The organism is Pseudomonas sp. ADPe (assembly GCF_014843515.1).
Lineage (GTDB): Bacteria > Pseudomonadota > Gammaproteobacteria > Pseudomonadales > Pseudomonadaceae > Pseudomonas > Pseudomonas citronellolis.
On record NZ_CP062122.1, the window covers coordinates 6,796,847 to 6,816,368 of the forward strand.

At 68.2% G+C, this 19,522-nt stretch carries 16 protein-coding genes; 7 read left to right on the forward strand and 9 right to left on the reverse strand.

The window, feature by feature from the left end; all coding sequences use genetic code 11:
* Positions 1-51: 51 nt before the first annotated feature.
* On the reverse strand, positions 52-486 hold the full coding sequence (locus IG194_RS30715; protein WP_043272907.1) for a carboxymuconolactone decarboxylase family protein: 435 nt from the start codon (positions 484-486) through the stop codon (positions 52-54).
* Positions 487-594: 108 nt separating this feature from the next.
* Positions 595-1,023 carry an Lrp/AsnC family transcriptional regulator gene (locus IG194_RS30720; protein WP_043316681.1) on the reverse strand — a complete coding sequence of 143 codons (429 nt, stop codon included), beginning with the start codon at positions 1,021-1,023 and terminating at the stop codon, positions 595-597.
* Positions 1,024-1,288: 265 nt separating this feature from the next.
* Here IG194_RS30720 and IG194_RS30725 point away from each other — a divergent pair, with 265 nt between their 5' ends.
* Together IG194_RS30725 and IG194_RS30730 are read left to right on the forward strand one after the other, a co-directional pair.
* The gene (locus IG194_RS30725; RefSeq protein WP_058489852.1) at positions 1,289-2,971 is read left to right on the forward strand and encodes a flavin monoamine oxidase family protein; all 1,683 of its coding nucleotides are present in this window, start codon (positions 1,289-1,291) and stop codon (positions 2,969-2,971) included.
* A 16-nt stretch (positions 2,972-2,987) separates the two neighbouring features.
* Positions 2,988-3,776: a carbon-nitrogen hydrolase family protein gene (locus IG194_RS30730; protein WP_043316677.1), complete on the forward strand. Its 789-nt coding sequence runs from the start codon at positions 2,988-2,990 to the stop codon at positions 3,774-3,776.
* 405 nt (positions 3,777-4,181) lie between these two features.
* Here the strand turns inward: IG194_RS30730 and fusA are convergent, their stop codons facing one another.
* A complete protein-coding gene (gene fusA, locus IG194_RS30735) occupies positions 4,182-6,290 on the reverse strand; it encodes an elongation factor G (protein WP_009620411.1) in 2,109 nt (702 codons plus the stop codon).
* A gap of 251 nt (positions 6,291-6,541) precedes the next feature.
* Here fusA and IG194_RS30740 point away from each other — a divergent pair, with 251 nt between their 5' ends.
* From IG194_RS30740 to IG194_RS30750, 3 genes are all read left to right on the forward strand, one after another.
* Entirely contained in the window at positions 6,542-7,045 is a 504-nt protein-coding gene (locus IG194_RS30740) for a sigma-70 family RNA polymerase sigma factor (RefSeq protein WP_058070898.1), read from the forward strand.
* On the forward strand, positions 7,045-8,019 hold the full coding sequence (locus IG194_RS30745) for a FecR domain-containing protein (protein WP_058489853.1): 975 nt from the start codon (positions 7,045-7,047) through the stop codon (positions 8,017-8,019). The genes IG194_RS30740 and IG194_RS30745 overlap by 1 nt, the downstream gene beginning before the upstream one ends.
* A gap of 159 nt (positions 8,020-8,178) precedes the next feature.
* On the forward strand, positions 8,179-10,587 hold the full coding sequence (locus IG194_RS30750) for a TonB-dependent receptor (protein WP_058489854.1): 2,409 nt from the start codon (positions 8,179-8,181) through the stop codon (positions 10,585-10,587).
* Positions 10,588-10,623: 36 nt separating this feature from the next.
* Here IG194_RS30750 and IG194_RS30755 read toward each other — a convergent pair whose 3' ends face one another.
* Both IG194_RS30755 and IG194_RS30760 read right to left on the reverse strand, forming a co-directional pair.
* On the reverse strand, positions 10,624-12,114 hold the full coding sequence (locus tag IG194_RS30755; RefSeq protein WP_058489855.1) for an AbgT family transporter: 1,491 nt from the start codon (positions 12,112-12,114) through the stop codon (positions 10,624-10,626).
* A 130-nt stretch (positions 12,115-12,244) separates the two neighbouring features.
* A complete protein-coding gene (locus IG194_RS30760; RefSeq protein ID WP_058489856.1) occupies positions 12,245-13,405 on the reverse strand; it encodes a M20 metallopeptidase family protein in 1,161 nt (386 codons plus the stop codon).
* A 135-nt stretch (positions 13,406-13,540) separates the two neighbouring features.
* Here IG194_RS30760 and IG194_RS30765 point away from each other — a divergent pair, with 135 nt between their 5' ends.
* The gene (locus IG194_RS30765; protein WP_058489857.1) at positions 13,541-14,428 is read left to right on the forward strand and encodes a LysR family transcriptional regulator; all 888 of its coding nucleotides are present in this window, start codon (positions 13,541-13,543) and stop codon (positions 14,426-14,428) included.
* A gap of 445 nt (positions 14,429-14,873) precedes the next feature.
* Complete coding sequence (locus IG194_RS30770; RefSeq protein ID WP_043272918.1) at positions 14,874-15,533, forward strand: DsbA family oxidoreductase; 660 nt, start codon at positions 14,874-14,876, stop codon at positions 15,531-15,533.
* Positions 15,534-15,757: 224 nt separating this feature from the next.
* Here IG194_RS30770 and pcaD read toward each other — a convergent pair whose 3' ends face one another.
* The 4 genes from pcaD to IG194_RS30790 form a co-directional block, all read right to left on the reverse strand.
* On the reverse strand, positions 15,758-16,546 hold the full coding sequence (gene pcaD / locus IG194_RS30775; protein WP_058489858.1) for a 3-oxoadipate enol-lactonase: 789 nt from the start codon (positions 16,544-16,546) through the stop codon (positions 15,758-15,760).
* A 111-nt stretch (positions 16,547-16,657) separates the two neighbouring features.
* A complete protein-coding gene (gene pcaF, locus IG194_RS30780) occupies positions 16,658-17,863 on the reverse strand; it encodes a 3-oxoadipyl-CoA thiolase (protein WP_058489859.1) in 1,206 nt (401 codons plus the stop codon).
* A complete protein-coding gene (locus tag IG194_RS30785; RefSeq protein ID WP_058489860.1) occupies positions 17,860-18,642 on the reverse strand; it encodes a CoA-transferase subunit beta in 783 nt (260 codons plus the stop codon). The genes pcaF and IG194_RS30785 overlap by 4 nt, the downstream gene beginning before the upstream one ends.
* Entirely contained in the window at positions 18,642-19,490 is an 849-nt protein-coding gene (locus IG194_RS30790; protein WP_058489861.1) for a CoA transferase subunit A, read from the reverse strand. Before IG194_RS30790 ends, IG194_RS30785 begins: the two co-directional genes overlap by 1 nt.
* Between the last annotated feature and the right edge of the window lie 32 nt (positions 19,491-19,522).

Here is a 19,522-nt window from a genome sequence, read left to right on the forward strand (position 1 = left end):
TCGCGTCGGAAAATCGTCTTTTCCGGATGACGAGGGCCCGCAGCCGGCCGCTCAGGGCACCATGGCCATGCCGACGCCGAAGCGGTTCCAGGCGTTGATGGTGGCGATGGCCAGGGTCAGGTCGACGATCTCGGTGTCGTTGAAGTGTTCGCGCAGGGCGTCGAACTGCGCCTGCGGGGCGTGCTTCTCGGCCAGCAGGGTGAGGCTTTCCACCCAGGCCAGCACGGCGCGCTCGCGAGCGCTGAAGAAGTTGGTCTCGCGCCAGACGCTGAGGGTCTGCAGGCGCGCCTCGCTCTCGCCGGCCTTGCGCGCGTCGTCGGCGTGCATGTTCACGCAGTAGGCGCAGCCGTTGATCTGCGAGGCGCGCAGGCGGATCAGCTCCAGCAGGCCATTGTCCAGGCCGGACTTCTCCAGCGCCTGCTCCAGCCCGAGCATGGCCTTGTAAGCGCTGGGGGACTGCCCGGCCCATTCGATACGTGCACTCATGTCTCTCTCCAGTGGGGCCCGCCGGTTGCGGGAATGCAGATACCTTAGACGCCGTTGCGGGGCCGCCGAATAGCCAATGCCGGGCAATAGCGGGAGTCCATTGCGGCCCTAGCGGTCGATGCGGGTGGAGAGAATGATCGACGACATGGTGCGCTCCACCCCGTCCAGCGCGCCGATGCGGTCGAGCAAGGCATCCAGGTCGCGGATCGACAGGGCCTCGACGATGGCGATCATGTCGAACTGGCCGCTCACCGAGTGCAGCGTCTTCACCTCGGGGATCTTCTCCAGCGCCTGCACCACCTGATGCGACAGCTTGGGCAGCGCCGTCACCAGCACGTGGGCGCGCACCAGCGACTGCGCGTAGCTGTCGGCGACCTTGATCGAATAGCCGCTGATGATGCCCTGCTGCTCCAGGCGCTCGATCCGGCTTTGCACCGTGGAGCGCGACACCCCGAGCTTGCGTGCCAGCTCGGAAACCGACTCGCGGGCATTGGCGCGCAGGAGGCTGAGCAGGGCCGCATCGGCGTTTCTCGTCATTTTGTCGAATCCATTGGTTGAATTGCCTGGAATAGCTCCGTCATTTTGCAGATTGGCGGATTCATTTCAACGACCGGCTTTGCCACCATGTGCACCAGCGCCGGCCCGCCAGGGCCGGCCGACAAGCCTGGCCAGGCTTGCCCTCTCCGCGTTCGCGCCATCCATCGGAAGGCCCGCCGCGGAGCGCGTGCGGCGGTGCAAGAGACACCTGCCTGGGCAATGCTGGAACAAGGGCCAGGCACGCCAGAATCCTTGGGAGAGATAAATGCACAACAACCGCCACCCCCATACCCCCGGCAAGCAACCGGTGACCATCTTCGGCCCGGACTTCCCCTTCGCCTTCGACGGCTGGCTGGAGCACCCGGCGGGCCTGGGCAGCATCCCGGCGCATAACCATGGCCAGGAAGTGGCCATCGTCGGTGCGGGCATCGCCGGGCTGGTGGCGGCCTACGAACTGATGAAGCTGGGCCTGAAGCCGGTGGTCTACGAGGCCTCGAAGCTGGGCGGCCGGCTGCGCTCGGAGCCCTTCGAGGGCGCCGAGGGCGTCATCGCAGAACTCGGCGGCATGCGCTTCCCGGTTTCCAGCACGGCCTTCTACCACTACGTGGACAAGCTGGGTCTTGAGACCAAACCCTTCCCCAACCCGCTGACGCCGGCCTCCGGCAGCACCGTGGTGGACCTGGAAGGCACCAGCCACTACGCGGAGAAGATCGACGACCTGCCGCAGATCTTCCGCGAGGTCGCCCAGGCCTGGGCCGACGCCCTGGAGGACGGCGCGCGCTTCTCCGAGATTCAGGACGCCATCCGCGAACGCGACACCATCAAGCTCAAGGCGCTGTGGGACGAACTGGTGCCGCTGTGGGACGACCGCACCTTCTATGACTTCGTCGCCACCTCCAAGGCCTTCTCGCGGCTGTCCTTCCATCACCGCGAAATCTTCGGCCAGGTCGGCTTCGGCACCGGCGGCTGGGACTCGGACTTCCCCAACTCCATGCTGGAGATCTTCCGCGTGGTGATGACCAACTGCGACGACCACCAGCACCTGGTGGTCGGTGGCGTCGAGCAGGTGCCGCGCGGCATCTGGAACCACGTGCCGGAGCGCTGCGCGCATTGGCCGGCCGGCACCTCCCTGGCCAAACTGCACAATGGCGCGCCGCGCCCGGGGGTGAAGAAGATCGCCCGCGCCGCCAGCGGCAACCTGGCGGTCACCGACTACTGGGGCGACACCCGCGAATACGCCGCGGTGCTGACCACCTGCCAGAGCTGGCTGCTGACCACCCAGATCGAATGCGAGGAAGCGCTGTTCTCGCAGAAAATGTGGATGGCCCTGGACCGCACCCGCTACATGCAGTCGTCGAAGACTTTCGTCATGGTCGACCGGCCGTTCTGGAAGGACAAGGACCCGCAGACCGGCCGCGACGTCATGAGCATGACCCTCACCGACCGCCTGACCCGCGGCACCTACCTGTTCGACAATGGCGACGACAAGCCCGGGGTGATCTGCCTGTCCTACTCCTGGATGAGCGACGCCATGAAGATGCTGCCGCACCCAGTGGAGAAGCGCGTGCAGCTTGCGCTGGATGCCTTGAAGAAGGTCTACCCGAAGGTGGACATCGCCAGCCACGTGATCGGCAACCCCATCACCGTGTCCTGGGAGGCCGACCCGCACTTCCTCGGCGCCTTCAAGGGCGCCCTGCCCGGCCACTACCGCTACAACCACCGTATGTACTCGCACTTCATGCAGGACGACCTGCCCGCCGAGCAGCGCGGCATCTTCATCGCCGGCGACGATGTATCCTGGACCCCGGCCTGGGTCGAAGGCGCGGTACAGACCTCGCTGAACGCTGTGTGGGGCATCCTGCACCACTTCGGCGGCGCCACCCACCCGGACAACCCCGGCCCCGGCGACCGCTATGCCGAACTGGGCCCCGTGGCCCTGCCCGACTGACCAAGGAGGAAGCGCCATGCGCCTCGCCCTCTACCAGTGCCCCCCGGGGCCCGACGACCTCGCCGGCAACCTGCGCCGGCTGCGCGAGGCCGCGCAACGCGCGGCCGCCCAGAGCGCGGACCTGCTGGTCTGCCCGGAAATGTACGCCAGCGGCTACAACATCGGCGCCGAACGCGTCGCCGCCCTGGCCGAAGCCGCCGACGGCGCCATCGCCGAGACGGTGGCCGGGATCGCCCGGGAATTCGACGTCGGCATCCTCTACGGCTACCCGGAAAGCAACCCGGCCGGCGCGCCGTTCAACAGCGTGCAGCTGATCGACCGCCGCGGCGAGCGCCGCGCCAACTACCGCAAGACGCACCTGTACGGCGACCTCGACCGCGACCAGTTCAGCCCCTCGGACGAGCCGCCGGCGATCGTCGAGCTGGACGGCTGGAAGCTCGGCCTGCTGATCTGCTTCGACGTCGAGTTCCCCGAGGCCGTGCGCACCCTGGCCCTGGCCGGCGCCGACCTGGTGCTGGTGCCGACGGCCAACATGCACCCCTACGAGTTCGTCTGCCAGGTGCTGGTGCCGACCCGCGCCTACGAGAACCAGGTGTTCCTCGCCTACGCCAACTTCCAGGGCAGCGAAGGCGAACTGGAATACTGCGGCCTGAGCTGCGTGGTGGCCCCGGACGGCCAGGTGATGGCCCGGGCGAAACAGGCCGGGGAACTGCTGATCGCCGACCTTGAGCCGGAACGCATCGCCATGGTCCGCGAGGGCTACAGCTACCTGCGGCTGCGCAGGCCGATGCTGTATCGGTCCTGATGGCGCGGCTGCAAGGTACAGGAGCAACTGTGCTTGCGCCGAGGTGCTCTTCGTAGGATGGGTTGAGCTTGCGAAACCCATGCGGTTGCGCTGATGGGTATCGCTTCGCTCAACACCATCCTACGAAAAGCCGTGCTTCCTGGAACCTAGGACCTTGTCCGCGATAGCCGGACGTTCCGGCGCGGATCGCGGATAAGATCCGCTCCTACGCCGCCCCACCCACACCACGCCCTGTAGGAACGCGCCCTGCGCGCGATTCGCAGGCAGGGCCTGCTCCTACAGTCCCCGGGAGGCACGGCTTCTCGTAGGAGCAAGCTTGCTCGCGAACCGCAGTCACCATGAGGCATCGCATCCCGCCCCAATGAAAAACGGCGCCCTCGGGCGCCGTTCTTCACCCCGCAAACCTCACCCGTTGTTCTTCTTCACGATGGCATCGGCGATGTTCGCCGGTGCCTCGGCGTACTTGGTGAACTCCATGGAGTAGCTGGCGCGCCCCTGGGACATGGAGCGCACGTCGGTGGCGTAGCCGAACATCTCGCCCAGCGGCACCTCGGCGCGGATCACCTTGCCCGCCGGGGTGTCTTCCATACCCTGGATCAGGCCGCGGCGGCGGTTCAGGTCGCCCATCACGTCGCCCATGTAGTCCTCGGGGGTCACCACCTCGACCTTCATCACCGGCTCCAGCAGCACCGCGCCGCCCTTCTGCGACAACTGCTTGGTGGCCATGGAGGCGGCGATCTTGAAGGCCATCTCGCTGGAGTCGACGTCGTGGTACGAGCCGTCGTACACCGTGGCCTTCAGGCCGATCAGCGGGTAGCCGGCGAGCACGCCGTTCTGCATCTGCTCCTCGATGCCCTTCTGGATCGCCGGGATGAACTCCCGCGGGATCACCCCGCCGACCACCTCGTTGTGGAACTCCAGGCCGTCCTTGCCCTCGTCGCCCGGCTCGAAGCGGATCCAGCAATGGCCGAACTGGCCGCGCCCGCCGGACTGGCGGACGAACTTGCCCTCGATCTCGCACTTCTTGCGGATCGCCTCGCGGTAGGCCACCTGCGGCTTGCCGATGTTGGCCTCGACGTTGAACTCGCGGCGCATGCGGTCGACGATGATGTCCAGGTGCAGCTCGCCCATGCCGGAGATGATGGTCTGCCCGGTCTCCTCGTCGGTCTTCACGCGGAACGACGGGTCTTCCTGGGCCAGCTTGGACAGGGCGATGCCCATCTTCTCCTGGTCGGCCTTGGTCCTGGGCTCCACCGCTACCGAGATCACCGGGTCGGGGAAGTCCATGCGTTCGAGGATGATCGGCTTGTCGATGGCGCACAGGGTGTCGCCGGTGGTGACGTCCTTCATGCCGATCAGCGCGGCGATGTCGCCGGCGCGCACTTCCTTGATCTCCTCGCGCTGGTTGGCGTGCATCTGCACCATCCGCCCGACGCGCTCCTTCTTGCCCTTCACCGAGTTGAGCACCGCGTCGCCGCTGCTCAGCACGCCGGAGTACACGCGGGTGAAGGTCAGGGTGCCGACGAAGGGGTCGGTGGCGATCTTGAAGGCCAGCGAGGAGAACGGCTCGCTGTCGTCGGCGTGGCGCTCGTCGTGCTTCTCCTCGTCGTCCGGGTGGGTGCCCTTGATCGCCGGGATTTCCGAGGGCGCCGGCAGGTAGTCGATCACCGCGTCCAGCACCAGCGGCACGCCCTTGTTCTTGAACGAGGAACCCAGCACCGCCGGGACGATCTCGTTGGCCAGGGTGCGCTGGCGCAGGCCGGCCTTGATTTCCTCCAGGCTCAGCTCCTGGCCCTCGAGGTACTTGTTCATCAGCTCATCGTTGGCCTCGGCGGCGGCCTCGATCATGTGCGCGCGCCACTCCTCGGCCAGCGCCTGCAGTTCGGCGGGGATCGGTTCCTCGCGGTAGCTGGTGCCCTGGTCGTCGTCGTTCCAGTAGATGGCCTTCATCTTCACCAGGTCGATCTGCCCGTTGAAGTTCTCCTCCGCGCCTATGGCCAGCTGGATCGGCACCGGGTTGTGGCCCAGGCGCCGCTTGATCTGCTCGACCACGCGCAGGAAGTCGGCGCCCTGGCGGTCCATCTTGTTCACGTAGGCCAGGCGCGGCACGTGGTACTTGTTGGCCTGGCGCCACACCGTCTCGGACTGCGGCTCGACGCCGTCGGCGCCGCTGAACACCACCACGGCGCCGTCGAGCACGCGCAGCGAGCGCTCCACCTCGATGGTGAAGTCGACGTGGCCGGGGGTGTCGATGATGTTGAAGCGGTACTTGTGCGGGTACTGCTTGGTCGAGCCCTGCCAGAAGGCGGTGGTGGCCGCCGAGGTGATGGTGATGCCGCGCTCCTGCTCCTGCACCATCCAGTCCATGGTCGCCGCCCCGTCGTGCACCTCGCCCATCTTGTGGTTGACCCCGGTGTAGAACAGGATGCGCTCGGTGGTGGTGGTCTTGCCGGCGTCCACGTGCGCGACTATGCCGATGTTGCGATAAAGCTCGATGGGCGTGGTGCGAGCCATGATGTGCTCCGTTTCTGCTGGATGACTTGAGGTTTCGACCGCGAACGGCGAAGCCGTCCGCCGAAGAAGGCAAACCCTCGAATTATGCATTCGGGACAGGCTCAAGGTAGCGCGTCTGCGCGGCAATTCCAGTGCCGATGACGGCGCCCGGCACATGCGCCGACCGGCTGCGGCATCGCGGCATTGCGCCGCGCGGCGGAACCGACATAAAATGAGAGTCATTCGCAAATGATCATCTGGCGCACGACACCGTGGCATTCGCCGAACCCTCCGCCGACCAGCACCTGCACACCCTCTACGAACGCCACCACGGCTGGCTGCAGCAATGGCTGCGCGGCCGCCTGGGCAACGCCTGGGATGCCGCCGACCTGGCCCAGGACACCTTCCTGCGCCTGCTGCGCCGGCCGCTGAGCGACGTCGGCGATCGCCCGCGCGCCCTGCTCACCCACATCGCCAAGGGCCTGCTGGTGGACCGCTGGCGCCGCCAGGAGCTGGAGCGCGCTTACCTCGAAGCCCTGGCCGCGCTGCCCGAGGAACTGGCCCCCGGCCCGGAAGCCCGCGAACTGATCCTGGAAACCCTGGAACGCATCGACGCAGCGCTGGGCGAACTGCCCGCCCTCACCCGCGAAGCCTTCCTGCTCGCGCAGCTGGACGGCCTCACCTACCCGGCCATCGCCGAGCGCCTGGGCCTGTCCCTGGCGACCGTCAAGCGCTACATGCGCGCGGCCTTCATCGCCTGCCTGAGCCTGGCCTGATGCACGAGCAGACGCTGGACCCGCGCATTCTCGGCGAAGCCGCCGACTGGCTGGTGCGCCTGGGCGAACGCCCGGCCAGCGCCGCCGACCTGCGGGCCATCGAGCAATCCATCGAGCAATGGCGCGGACGCAGCGCGCAGCACGCCGAAGCCTGGCGCCGCGCCGAAAGCCTGCTCGGCGGCCTGCAGCAGCTGCCGCCGGGCACGGGCCGGCAGAGCCTGCAACGCCTGGGCGAGCGCGGCCTGAGCCGGCGGCAGATGCTCAACCGCCTGGGCCTGCTGCTGGCGGTGGCGCCCGCGGCCTGGCTGGGCGCGCGCCATCTGCCCTGGGCCGAATGGAGCGCCGACCAGCGCACCGCCACCGGCGAGCGCAAGCGCGTGCAACTGCCCGACGGCAGCCTGCTGACGCTCAACACCGGCAGCGCCGTGGACATCCGCTTCAGCCCTCGGGAACGCCGCCTGCGCCTGCTCGACGGCGAAATCCTCGTCGCCACCCACGCCGACCCGGCGCCCGCGCCGCGGCCGTTCCTGGTGGAAAGCCGCCAGGGCCTGCTGCGCACCGCCGGCGCGCGCTTCGCCGTGCGCGACCTGGGCGAGGCGTGCCGGGTGGCCGTGCTGGAAGGCAGCGTCGCCGTGGAACCCTTCGCCACTGCCGCGCGGCGCCAGGTCGAGGCCGGCCAGCAGCTGCTGTTCAGCGCCGGCGCCCTGCAGGCCGTGCAGACGGCGGACGCCAATGCCAGCAGCTGGGAAAACGGCATGCTGCTGGCCCAGGACATGCGCCTGGACGCCCTGCTGGCCGAACTGGGCCGCTACCGTAGCGGTGTGCTGCGCTGCGCGCCCCAGTTGGCCGGGCTGCGCGTCAGCGGCGCCATCCCCCTGGGCAACGACGACGCCGGCCTGCGCCTGCTGGCCGACATGCTGCCGCTGAAGGTCAGCAGCCTGACGCGCTACTGGGTGACCCTGGAGCCCGCCTGAACCCCTCCGCCCGTAGGATGCGGTTGAGCGCAGCGATACCCATCGCTACGCCGCCCCAACGACCCCCGAAAATTTTTCATCCGCCATGACACCTTTTTCCTGCTCGTCCGGTGAAGGAGGAAACACCCCATTCACTCCTCGCGCCGACAGGACCACCGCATGACCACCCGCCTCCGCCTGAAGCCCCACACCCTCGCCCTGGCCATCGGCCTCGCCCTGCAGGGCGCCACCCTGCCCGGCCTGGCCGCGGAAACCACCAGCGTGCAACGCCAGTACGACATCGCCCCAGGCCCGCTGGGCGAGGTGCTGGCCCGCTTCGCCGCCCAGGCCGGCGTGCCCCTGGCCTTCGAGGCCGCCACGCTGAACGCCCGCCACAGCGACGGCCTGAAAGGCAGCTACGACGCCGAGGGCGGCCTGATGCGCCTGCTGGAAGGCAGCGGCTACCGCCTGGTGCGCAAGCCCAGCGGCTACGGCGTCGAAGCCATCGCCCAGGACGGCGAGGCCCTGGAGATGGGCGCCACCACCGTCAGCGCCGTGGCCCAGGCCCCCGGCGAACTGCCACCGGCCTATGCCGGCGGTCAGGTGGCCCGCGGCGCCCGGCTGGGCATGCTGGGCAACCAGGACATGCAGGACGTGCCCTTCGCCTTCTCCAGCTACACCGCGCAGGCCATCAAGGACCAGCAGGCGCAGACCGTCGGCGACGTGCTGCTCAACGACGCCGCGGTGCGCCAGGGCAACGGCTACGGCAACTTCTCGCAGATATTCGTCATCCGCGGCCTGCCGCTGAGCACCGACGACGTCTCGCTCAACGGCCTGTACGGCGTGACGCCGCGGCAGATCATCGGCACCGAGTCGCTGGAGCGCGTCGAGCTGTTCAAGGGGCCCAACGCCTTCATCAACGGCGTGACGCCCAGCGGCAGCGGCATCGGCGGCGCGGTGAACCTGCAGACCAAGCACGCCGAGGACGTCCCCACCCGCAGCTTCGCCCTGGACTACGGCAGCGACAGCCAGGTCGGCGAACACCTCGACCTGGGCCAGCGCTTCGGCGAGGACAACCGCTTCGGCGCGCGGCTCAACCTGGCCCAGCGCGAGGGCGAGACCGCCATCGACGACAACGCCCAGCGCTACAAGCTGGCCAGCGTCAACCTCGACTACCGCGGCGAACGCCTGCGCCTGAGCAGCGACTTCGGCTACCAGAAGCAGCGCATCAACCAGGGCCGCCCGGTGGTCTACGTCGGCAGCGGCGTCACCAGCATCCCCGACGCGCCCGACGCCGACAGCAACTACGGCCAGGCCTGGAGCTACTCGCAGCTGGAAGACACTTACGGCATGTTCCGCGGCGAGTACGACCTGAACGACAGCTGGACCGCCTACCTCTCCGGCGGCGCCAAGCACACCCGCGAGAACGGCAGCTACTCCTCGCTGACCCTGAGCGACAACAACGGCGGCGCCGGCGGCGGCACCATGGACGCCACCCACGACGAAGACAACAAGAGCGCCATGGCCGGCCTCAACGGCCGCTTCCACACCGGAGCGGTGAGCCACCAGTTGAACCTCGGCCTGGCCGGCATCTGGGCCGAGCAGCGCAGCGCCTACCGCATGGCCCTGAGCAAGTACCCGGCCAACCTGTACCACCCCGTGCAGGTCGCCAAGCCGGCCACCACCTACTCCGGCGGCGACTACAACGACCCCGGCATCGTCGGCAAGACGCGCAACCGCAGCGCCGCCGCCTCCGACACCCTGGGCTTTCTCGACGACCGCGTGCTGCTGACCCTCGGCGTGCGCCGCCAGAGCATCGGCACCGACGGCTGGAGCTACGCCGGCGTGCGCAACGCCGACTACCGCGAGTCCATCACCACGCCGGTGTACGGCATCGTGGTCAAGCCCACCGACTACCTGTCGCTGTACGCCAACCGCATCGAAGGCCTGGCCGCCGGCCCCACCGCGCCCTCCACCGCGGTCAACGTCGGCGAGGTGTTCGCCCCGCAGCGCTCCAAGCAGATCGAAGTGGGCGCCAAGCTGGACTTCGGCAGCTACGGCGGCAACCTGGCGTTCTACCGCATCGAACAGCCCACCAGCGTTACCGACCCGGACACCAAGGTCTTCAGCGTCGATGGCGAACAACGCAACCGCGGCGTCGAGCTGAACCTGTTCGGCGAACCGCTGCAAGGCCTGCGCCTGCTGGCCGGCGCCACCTGGATCGACACCGAGCTACGCAACACCGCCGGCGGCGCCAACGACGGCAACCGCGCCATCGGCGTGCCGCGCTTCCAGTACAACCTCGGCGCCGACTGGGACGTGCCCGGCCTCGACGGCCTGGCGCTCAACGGCCGCCTGCTGCGCACCGGCGGCCAGTACCTGGACCAGGCCAACGAGCTGAGCATCCCGGCCTGGACCCGCGTCGACCTGGGCGCCCGCTACCGCTTCAAGGTCGAGCAGCGCGAGGTGACCCTGCGCGCCAACCTGGAGAACGTCGCCAACGAGGACTACTGGGCCTCCACCATCGGCGGCTACCTGACCCAGGGCGAGCCGCGCACCCTGCGGGTGTCCGCCACCGTCGACTTCTGAGGCCGCGGGCCGGGCGCGCGCTCGCCCGGCCCTCGCTCAGTCGAGGTACAGGCCCACACCGGGGGCTATCGGCAGCCCCAGCTCCATCCAGAGGATGAGGAACAGCGTCCAGCACAGCAGGAAGCCCAGGGCCACCGGAATGGTCATCGACGCCAGGGTGCCAATCCCGGCGTCCTTCTGGTAGCGCTGCAGGAAGGCCAGGCACAGGCTGAAGTAGGGGCTCATGGGCGTGACTATGTTGGTCGAGGAATCGGCGATGCGGTACGCCGCCTGCACGAAGGCCGGCTCGAAACCCACCAGCATCAGCATCGGCACGAAGATCGGCGCCATCAGCGACCACTGCGCCGAACCCGAGGTGATGAACAGGTTCATCAGCGTCACCAGGCCCAGGAACGCCAGCACCAGCGGGATGCCGCCGAAGCCGCTGCTGTCGAGCAGGTGCGAGCCGCCGACGGCGATCCATTCGCCCAGGTGCGTCCACTTGAACCAGGCGAGGAACTGCGAGATGGCGAAGAACAGCACCAGGGTCGGCGCCAGCTCCTTGATCGCCTCGGCCATGAAGCCGATGGCATCGCGGGCGTCGCCGATCTTCCCCACGCTGCGGCCGTAGACCCAGCCCAGGACCAGGAAGAAGATGGCGAAGACGGCCACCGCACTGGTGAGGAACGGCGAAGGCACCAGCCCGCCCTCGGGGTTGCGCAGCGGCGAGCCGGCCGGCAGCACCGCGGCGAGGACCAGGGCGGCCAGCACCAGCGCCGCCCAGCCGGCGCGCTTCAGCCCCTTGAGCTCCCGCGCGCTGATCGGCTGGATGTCGACCACCACGCTGCCGCGGTACGGGCCGGCCAGGGGCTCGACGATGCGCTCGATGATGAAGGCGCCGATCACCGACAGCAGCACCGCGGAACAGGCGACGAAATAGTAGTTGTCGATGGGCGAGACGTAGGCCGCGGGGTCGATGGTCTGCGCGGCGCTGGTGGTGATCCCGGAGAGGATCACGTCGGTCGGGGTGATCAGCAGGCTGGCATCGTAGCCCGCCCCCACCGCGACGAAGCCGGTCACCGCGCCGACCAGGGGGTTGCGCCCGGTGGCCTGGAAGATCATCGCCGACAGCGGGATGAGGATGACGAAGGCCGCGTCGGCGGCCACGTGGCTGCACATGCCGACGAGGAAGATGACGAAGGTGGTAAGGTAGCGCGGGGCCTTCATCACGCTCACCTGCATCAGCGCCCCGACCAGCCCGGTCTTGTCGGCCACGCCGATGGCCAGCAGGATGACCAGCACCGCGCCCAGCGGCGGGAAGCTGACGAAGTTCCTGACCACCGAGGTCAGTGCGAAGACCAGGCCCTCGCCGGAAACCAGGCTCCTGACCGTGACCAGGTCGCCGGTCTTGGGATGGACGCCGGACACCCCGGACGCCGCCAGCGCCCAGGACAGGAGCGCGACGCCCAGGCACAGCCAGGCGAACAGGACGACCGGGTGCGGGAGCTTGTTGCCCGCCCGCTCGATGGCGTTGAAGAAACGCTGCATGGTGAATTTTCCTTTGCCAGCCGCCGGCCGCTCGGGGGCGCGGCGAAGCTGGCCTGCACGGGTTGCCGGATGGCCCGCCTCGGCGCCGCCGCAGGATGGCGGCGCGGCGCGGGCCCGTGAGTGCCTTCGCTCAGGGATTGGTCCCGAGGCGCCGCTCGGCGATGGCGACGAACATGCCCGCCGCGACGGGCAGGATTTCGTCGCGATAGTCGTAGTGCGGATGGTGAAGGTAGGCGCCGTCCTCGCCGTTGCCGACGAAGAAATAGCAACCCGGCACTTTCTCCAGGTAGAAAGCGAAATCTTCCGCCCCCATGGTGGGAAGCTGGTGCATGTAGCCCGCCTTGTCCGCGCCGAGGGCGTCGATGGCGGTTTCCACCACGAGGGCGGTTTCGGCGGCGTCGTTGACCAGCGCCGGGATGCGCATCGTCCGCACCAGCTCGGCGCTGGCGCCATGGGCCTGGCAGACCTGGGCGACGACGCGGCGCAGCGTCTCGTCGATCACCGCGGCGGCGGCCGGCGAGCCGTCGCGGGTGTTGATCATCAGCGTCGCCTGGCCGGGGATGACGTTCTGGCTGTTGCCGCCATGGAACTGCGTGACCGTCACCACGCCGGACTCCAGCGGCGACAGGCGGCGGCCGACCACGCCCTGCAGCGCCTGGACCACCGCCGCGCCGACGAAGATCGGGTCGATGGCCAGGTCCGGGCGCGAGGCGTGGCCGCCCTTGCCGCTGATGGTGACCTCGTACAGCGAGCTGCCGCCCATGCTCGGCCCGGCCTTGGCGAACACCCGGCCCAGCGGATAGCCCGGGCGGTTGTGGTAGCCGAAGATGGCCTCGACGCCCTCCAGCGCGCCCTCCTCGATCATCCGTTCGGCGCCCAGGCCGCCTTCCTCCGCGGGCTGGAACAGCAGCTTGATGCGGCCGCAAAGGTGGTCGTGATGCCGGGCGAGCCGGCCGGCGGCCAGCAGCAGCGAGGCGGTGTGCCCGTCGTGGCCGCAGGCGTGCATCTTGCCCGGCGTGCGCGAGGCATAGGGCAGCTCGGTGTCCTCCAGGATCGGCAAGGCATCCATGTCGGCGCGCAGGCCGATGGTGGGGCCGGGGCGGCCGGTGTCGAGCAGCGCGACGACGCCGGTCCCGGCCACGCCGGTGCGCACCTCGTAGCCATGGCGGCGCAGGAAGGCGGCGACGAGGTCGGCGGTGGCGTGCTCTTCGTACTTGAGTTCGGGGTGGCTGTGCAGTTGCTGGCGGATGGCGGTGGCCTCGGCAATCGCCTCGCCGGTGAATACGGACATCGATGACCTCCCAGAGGGGTTTCGTTGTTGTTGTTCTGCCCAGTCTGTCGGCGAGGATTGTTAGCAGTCCGCGCGCAATGCCACAATTTCATTAATTCGCAGCCACCCTTGCCTTTTATGCAAAGCACAACCGCCATGCAGCATCTAGCCCTGCGTTACTTCCTGGAAGTGGCCCGCAGCGGCTCCATCACCGAAGCCTCGGCCCGGTTGCACGTCTCCGGCTCGGCGATCAGCCGGCAAATCGCCCGCCTGGAGCAGGAGCTGGGCGTCGAGCTGTTCGAACGGCGGCCGCGCGGCATGCTGCTCAGCCCGGCCGGCGAACTGCTGGCGCAGCGCGCCAGGCGCATCGCCCTGGACACCGAAAGGGCCCTGGCGGACGTGCGCGAACTGCAGGGCCCGCACCGCGGCCTGGTGCGCCTGGCGGCCTACGAGGGCTTCGCCATCGACTGGCTGCCGCGGATACTCGCGGACTACCGCCGCACCTACCCGGGCGTGCGCTTCCACGTCTGGGTGGGCAACTCGGCGGACATCTGCGCGCGCGTCGGCGACGGCAGCGCCGACATCGGCATCACCTACAGCTATTCCGCGCCGGCCGGGGTGAAGGTGGAACGCATCGTGCGCCGGCCGATGCACGTGCTGGTGCCGCGCGACCATCCACTGGCCACGCGGGAACAGGTCACCCTGGCCGACCTGGCGTCCGAGCCCATGGCCCTGCCGGACCAGCAGCGCACGCAACGCCAGCTGGTCGACACCGCGCTGGCCACCCAGGGGCTGTCCATGGAGCCGATATTCACCACCAACTCCATGGCAAGCCTGAAGGCCTTCGCCCTGGCGGCCGGGACGCTGATGTTCATCAGTTCCCTGGGCAGCCGGGGCGGCAACCTGCCCGAAGGCGTAGTCGCGGTGCCGGTGGCGGACGACACCATGCAGGCCAGCGTGCTGCAGATCGTCACCCTGCAGGGGCGCCATCTGCCTGCCGCCATCGTCGAATTCCTGGGTTTCCTCGATCGGGCGATCGAGTGAGGGCGGGTTGCCGGGGCGTGGGCGGGACAGCTAGCAAACCTCGAAAATAATTCATTTATTTTCAGTAGGTTGCATGTCACTTCTAATGTCGAACATATAATTTCCGGCAGGAATAGCCTGCGCATTCGCATGATAAATTATTGAATATCAATAGCTTATGATTGATATAGAGAAACAACCTCACGCCCAGTCACTTCCTCCGCATCCCGCCATCGCGCCGGAGTCCAGGCAGGGCAAGGCCTGTAGCCTGTACCCGGGCAGTTGGAAGCGCGCCTGAGTTAAAGTCATTTCTAGAATAGAAATATTCCTTATATATCAAATAGATAAAAATAAAACCTAAAGTCATCAGGAAGAAGCAGCTACGCCACGCCCCACCGGCACTGGATCACCCGGGGCAAAAAGGTCCATGCTTGAACATCGAAACCCCAAGGCGGAGATCGCCCGTATGCGCGAAGCCATCACCCTCGATTTCGTCTCAGACGTGGTCTGCCCCTGGTGCGCCATCGGCCTTTGCGGATTGCTCGAAGCCATCCAGCGCGTCGACGGCGAGATCGACGTCGAGCTGCGGATCAAGCCCTTCGAACTCAATGCCGACATGCCCGCCGAAGGCGAGGACCTGGTCGAGCACCTGCAGCGCAAGTACGGCAGCAGTGCCGAAGACATCGCCAGCAACCACAAGCGCATCCGCGACTTCGGCGAGGAAGTCGGCTTCCACTTCGACCTGCACAAGCGCCAGCGCATCTACAACACCTTCGACGCCCACCGCCTGCTGCACTGGGCCGCCGAACAGGGCCGCGACCTGGCGCTGAAGCAGGCGCTGCTGCACGCCTACTTCGGCGAAGGGCGCAACGTCAGCGACAGCGAGGAACTGCTGGACCTGGCCACCGGCATCGGCCTGGACCCGGTGCGCACCCGCGAGATCCTCGACAGCGACGCCTATGCCAGCGAAGTGATCGAGGAAGAGGAATTCTTCACCAGCCACGGCATCCGCGCCGTGCCGGCGGTGATCATCAACGGCCGCCAGCTGATCTCCGGCGCGCAATCGGCCGACTACTACGAAAAAGCCCTGCGCCAGGTGGCCGAGAAATCCGAGCCGATGCCGTAAGCCGGCTACGCCAAGACGCTCCTACGAGAATCCATGCTCGCCTGCTACGTAAGCGGGCCCTGCCCGCGAATCGCGCGCAGGGTGCGCTCCTACATGGACACACCGCGGCTGGCACCCCGTAGGATGGGTTGAGCGAAGCGATACCCATCACCAGGGTCCGATGGGTATCGCAAGCTCAACCCATTCCACGAAAGCACCTCGGTGCAGTCGGCAAGACAGGCGCATCAAGCGCGGAGGAAGGCCAGCACCTTGTCGCTGAAGGCATCGCCAGCCTGGACGTTGGACAGGTGCGCGGCGTGGAATTCCACCAGTTCGGCGCCCTGGATGCGTTCCTGCATGAAGCGGCCGTGCTCGGTGGTGGTCACCGGATCGCCGCTGCCGCAGACGACCAGGGTCGGCGCGCGGATGGCGCCCAGCTGTTCGCGGAAGTCGGCATCGCGCACCGCGGCGCAGTTGGCCGCGTAGCCCTCGGGGGAGGTCTGCGCCAGCATGGCCACGATGGGCTCGACCTTGCCCGGCTGGGCCTCGGCGAAGTCGGCGGTGAACCAGCGCGAGATGGAGGCGTCGCGCAGGTCGCGCATGGCCTGGACGCCGCCGGAAAGCACGGTGTCGATGCGCGGGTTCCAGACTTCCGGGGTGCCGATCTTCGCGGCAGTGTTGCACAGCACCAGGCGCTCGATGCGCTCAGGAGCGTTGATCGCCAGCCACTGGCCGATCAGGCCGCCCATGGACAGGCCGCAGAAGCTGGCCTTGGCGATGTTCAGCGCGTCCAGCAGGGCCAGCACGTCGCGGCCGAGCTGCTCGATGCTGTAGGGGCCCTCGCTGACCAGCGAGGCCCCGTGGCCGCGGGTGTCGTAGCGCAGCACCTGGAAGTGCCGGGTGAAGGCCGGGATTTGCGCGTCCCACATGTGCAGGTCGGTGCCCAGGGAGTTGGACAGCACCAGCACCGGCGCGCCGGCCGGGCCTTCGAGGAGGTAGTTCAGTTCGCCGTCGGCGAGCTTGACGGTAGGCATCGGGGACTCCGTTGAATCAGGAACGACGCCCGCTCGGGGCGGGCGTCGGGGATTTTGCCAGGAAGATGGGTATCGCTGCGCTCCACCCATCCTACCGGGAGTGACGACCGTTCAGACGCGCTCGACAGCCAGCGCAACGCCCTGCCCCACGCCCACGCACATGGTGCACAGGCCGCGCTTGCCGCCGCTCTTCTCCAATTGGTGCACCGCAGTCAGGACCAGGCGGGCGCCGCTGGCGCCCAGCGGGTGGCCGAGGGCGATGGCGCCGCCGTTGGGGTTGACCCGCGCGTCGTCGTCGGCGATGCCCAGTTCGCGGGTGACCGCCAGGCCCTGGGCGGCGAAGGCCTCGTTCAGTTCGATGACGTCGAAGTCGCCCACCGCCAGGTTCAGGCGCTCCAGCAGCTTGCGCACCGCCGGCACCGGGCCGATGCCCATCACCCGCGGGGCGACGCCGGCGCTGGCCATGCCCAGCACCTTGGCGCGGGGTTTCAGGCCATGTTTCTTCACCGCCTCGGCGGAAGCCAGGATCAGCGCCACCGAGCCGTCGTTGACGCCCGAGGCGTTGCCGGCGGTGACGGTCTTGTCCGGGCCGTTGACCGGCTTGAGCTTGGCCAGGGCTTCGAGAGTGGTGTCCGGGCGCGGGTGCTCGTCGGTGTCGACGACGGTCTCGCCCTTCTTGCCCTTGATCACCACCGGGACGATTTCCTCGGCGAAGTAGCCGGCGGCCTGGGCGCGCCCGGCCAGTTGCTGGCTGCGCAGGGCGAAGGCGTCCTGGTCGGCGCGGCTGACCTGGTAGTCGTCGGCGACGTTGTCGGCAGTCTGCGGCATCGCATCGACGCCATACTGGGCCTTCATCAGCGGGTTGATGAAGCGCCAGCCGATGGTGGTGTCCTCAATCTTCTGGCCGCGGCCGAAGGCGCTGTCCGCCTTGCCCATCACGTAGGGCGCGCGGGACATGGATTCCACGCCGCCGGCAATGGCCAGCTCGATCTCGCCGCTGGCGATGGCGCGGAAGGCGGTGCCCACCGCGTCCATGCCCGAGGCGCAGAGGCGGTTGAGGGTCACGCCGGGGATGCTCTCCGGCAGGCCGGCCAGCAGCAGCGCCATGCGCGCGACGTTGCGGTTGTCCTCGCCGGCCTGGTTGGCGCAGCCGAGGTAGACCTCGTCCAGCTGCGCCCAGTCGACCTGCGGGTTGCGCTCGACCAGGGCCTTGATCGGGGTGGCCGCCAGGTCGTCGGCGCGCACCGCCGAGAGCGAGCCGCCGAAGCGGCCGATGGGCGTGCGCACGGCGTCGCAGATGTAGACCTCGCGGCTCATTCCTCACCCCCTTGCTGGCCGTGGGCGGCCGCGGTGCGGGCTTCCAGGGCGCGCAGGGCTTGCAGCTCGACCTCGGTGGGCGCCACGGTCTCGGCGACCTGCTCGGCGAAGCGGATGGCCCAGCCGGTGTTCTCGATCACCTGCTCGCGGCTCACGCCCGGGTGCAGCGAGGTGACGATGAATTCGTTGCTGCCGGCTTCCGGCTCCATGATGCACAGGTCGGTGATGATCGCCACCGGGCCCTTGCCGGGCAGGCCGAGCTGCTGGCGGTGGTCGCCGCCCTCGCCATGGCCGACCGAGGTGATGAAGGCCAGCTTGTCGACGAAGGTGCGGTGCGACTGCTTGAGGATGATCAGCACTTCCTTGGCCGAACCGGCGATCTCCGGGGCGCCGCCGGCGCCGGGCAGGCGCACCTTCGGCTTGTCGTAGTCGCCGATGACGGTGGTGTTGATGTTGCCGAAGCGGTCGACCTGGGCGGCGCCGAGGAAGCCGACGTCGATGCGCCCGCCCTGCAGCCAGTAGCGGAAGATTTCGCCGGTGGGCACCACGGTGTCGGCGGTTTCGGCCAGCTCGCCGTCGCCGATGGACAGCGGCAGCACGCTGGGCTTGGCGCCGATGGGGCCGGATTCGTAGATCAGGACCACGTCCGGCGAGGAGGTCAGGCGCGCCAGGTTGGCGGCCTTGGACGGCAAGCCGATGCCGACGAAGCAGACCGCGCCGTTCTTCAGGCGGCGGGCGGCGGCCACGGTCATCATTTCATTGGTGCTGTAGGCGCTCATCATTTACCCTCCGCGATTTTCTTCTGGAACTCGGCGAAATCCTTAGTGCCGCGGATGTAGGTGTCGATCCAGGCGGTGAAGGTCTCGCGGTCGCGGGCGATCGGGTCCCAGGCCTGGTAGAAGCGGTTGTCGCGCTCGTAGTAGCCGTGGGCGTAGGACGGGTGCGCGCCGCCGGGCACGTGGCAGACGGCGGACAGCGCCCAGGTCGGCAGCACGCAGGCGTTCATCGGCGCGTTGAGGTCGTCAACGATCTCTTCCACGGTGACGATGCAGCGCTTGGCGGCCAGGGCGGCTTCCTTCTGCACGCCGAGGATGCCCCACAGCAGCACGTTGCCCTTGCGGTCGGCCTTCTGCGCGTGGATCACGGTGACGTCCGGGCGCACCGAGGGCACGGCGGCCAGCTGTTCGCCGGTGAACGGGCAGTTGATGAACCTGATGTTCGGGTTGACCTTCGGCAGGTCGGAGCCGGCGTAGGCGCGCAGCACGGCGAACGGCAGGCCGGAGGCACCGGCGACGTAGGAGTTGGCCAGGTCGGCGTGGCTGTGCTCGTCGATCTCCAGCGCTTGCGGCCAGCCCTTCTCCACCGCGTCGCGCAGGCGGTGCAGCGAGCCCACGCCGGGGTTGCCGCCCCAGGAGAAGGTCAGCTTGCGGGCGCAGCCGGCGCCGATCAGCAGGTCGTAGACCAGGTCGGGAGTCATGCGCACCAGGTGCAGGTCTTTCTTGCCCTGGCGGATGAGTTCGTGGGAAGCGGCGGTGGGGATCAGGTGGGTGAAGCCTTCGAGGGCGACGGTATCGCCGTCGTTCACGAAACGCTCGACCGCTTCGCGCAGGGTCAGGAGTTCAGCCATTGTCGGTCTCGTCTTGGGGTCCAGGGCATCCG

Bases quoted from the DNA above. Each gene is read 5' to 3' on its own strand.
- IG194_RS30715 (WP_043272907.1), bottom strand. From the start codon at position 486: ATGAGTGCACGTATCGAATGGGCCGGGCAGTCCCCCAGCGCTTACAAG.
- IG194_RS30755 (WP_058489855.1), bottom strand. From the start codon at position 12,114: ATGCAGCGTTTCTTCAACGCCATCGAGCGGGCGGGCAACAAGCTCCCG.
- IG194_RS30760 (WP_058489856.1), bottom strand. From the start codon at position 13,405: ATGTCCGTATTCACCGGCGAGGCGATTGCCGAGGCCACCGCCATCCGC.
- fusA (WP_009620411.1), bottom strand. From the start codon at position 6,290: ATGGCTCGCACCACGCCCATCGAGCTTTATCGCAACATCGGCATAGTC.
- IG194_RS30790 (WP_058489861.1), bottom strand. From the start codon at position 19,490: ATGGCTGAACTCCTGACCCTGCGCGAAGCGGTCGAGCGTTTCGTGAAC.
- IG194_RS30730 (WP_043316677.1), top strand. From the start codon at position 2,988: ATGCGCCTCGCCCTCTACCAGTGCCCCCCGGGGCCCGACGACCTCGCC.
- pcaD (WP_058489858.1), bottom strand. From the start codon at position 16,546: ATGCCTACCGTCAAGCTCGCCGACGGCGAACTGAACTACCTCCTCGAA.
- IG194_RS30770 (WP_043272918.1), top strand. From the start codon at position 14,874: ATGCGCGAAGCCATCACCCTCGATTTCGTCTCAGACGTGGTCTGCCCC.
- IG194_RS30725 (WP_058489852.1), top strand. From the start codon at position 1,289: ATGCACAACAACCGCCACCCCCATACCCCCGGCAAGCAACCGGTGACC.
- pcaF (WP_058489859.1), bottom strand. From the start codon at position 17,863: ATGAGCCGCGAGGTCTACATCTGCGACGCCGTGCGCACGCCCATCGGC.
- IG194_RS30745 (WP_058489853.1), top strand. From the start codon at position 7,045: ATGCACGAGCAGACGCTGGACCCGCGCATTCTCGGCGAAGCCGCCGAC.
- IG194_RS30720 (WP_043316681.1), bottom strand. From the start codon at position 1,023: ATGACGAGAAACGCCGATGCGGCCCTGCTCAGCCTCCTGCGCGCCAAT.
- IG194_RS30765 (WP_058489857.1), top strand. From the start codon at position 13,541: ATGCAGCATCTAGCCCTGCGTTACTTCCTGGAAGTGGCCCGCAGCGGC.
- IG194_RS30785 (WP_058489860.1), bottom strand. From the start codon at position 18,642: ATGAGCGCCTACAGCACCAATGAAATGATGACCGTGGCCGCCGCCCGC.
- IG194_RS30750 (WP_058489854.1), top strand. From the start codon at position 8,179: ATGACCACCCGCCTCCGCCTGAAGCCCCACACCCTCGCCCTGGCCATC.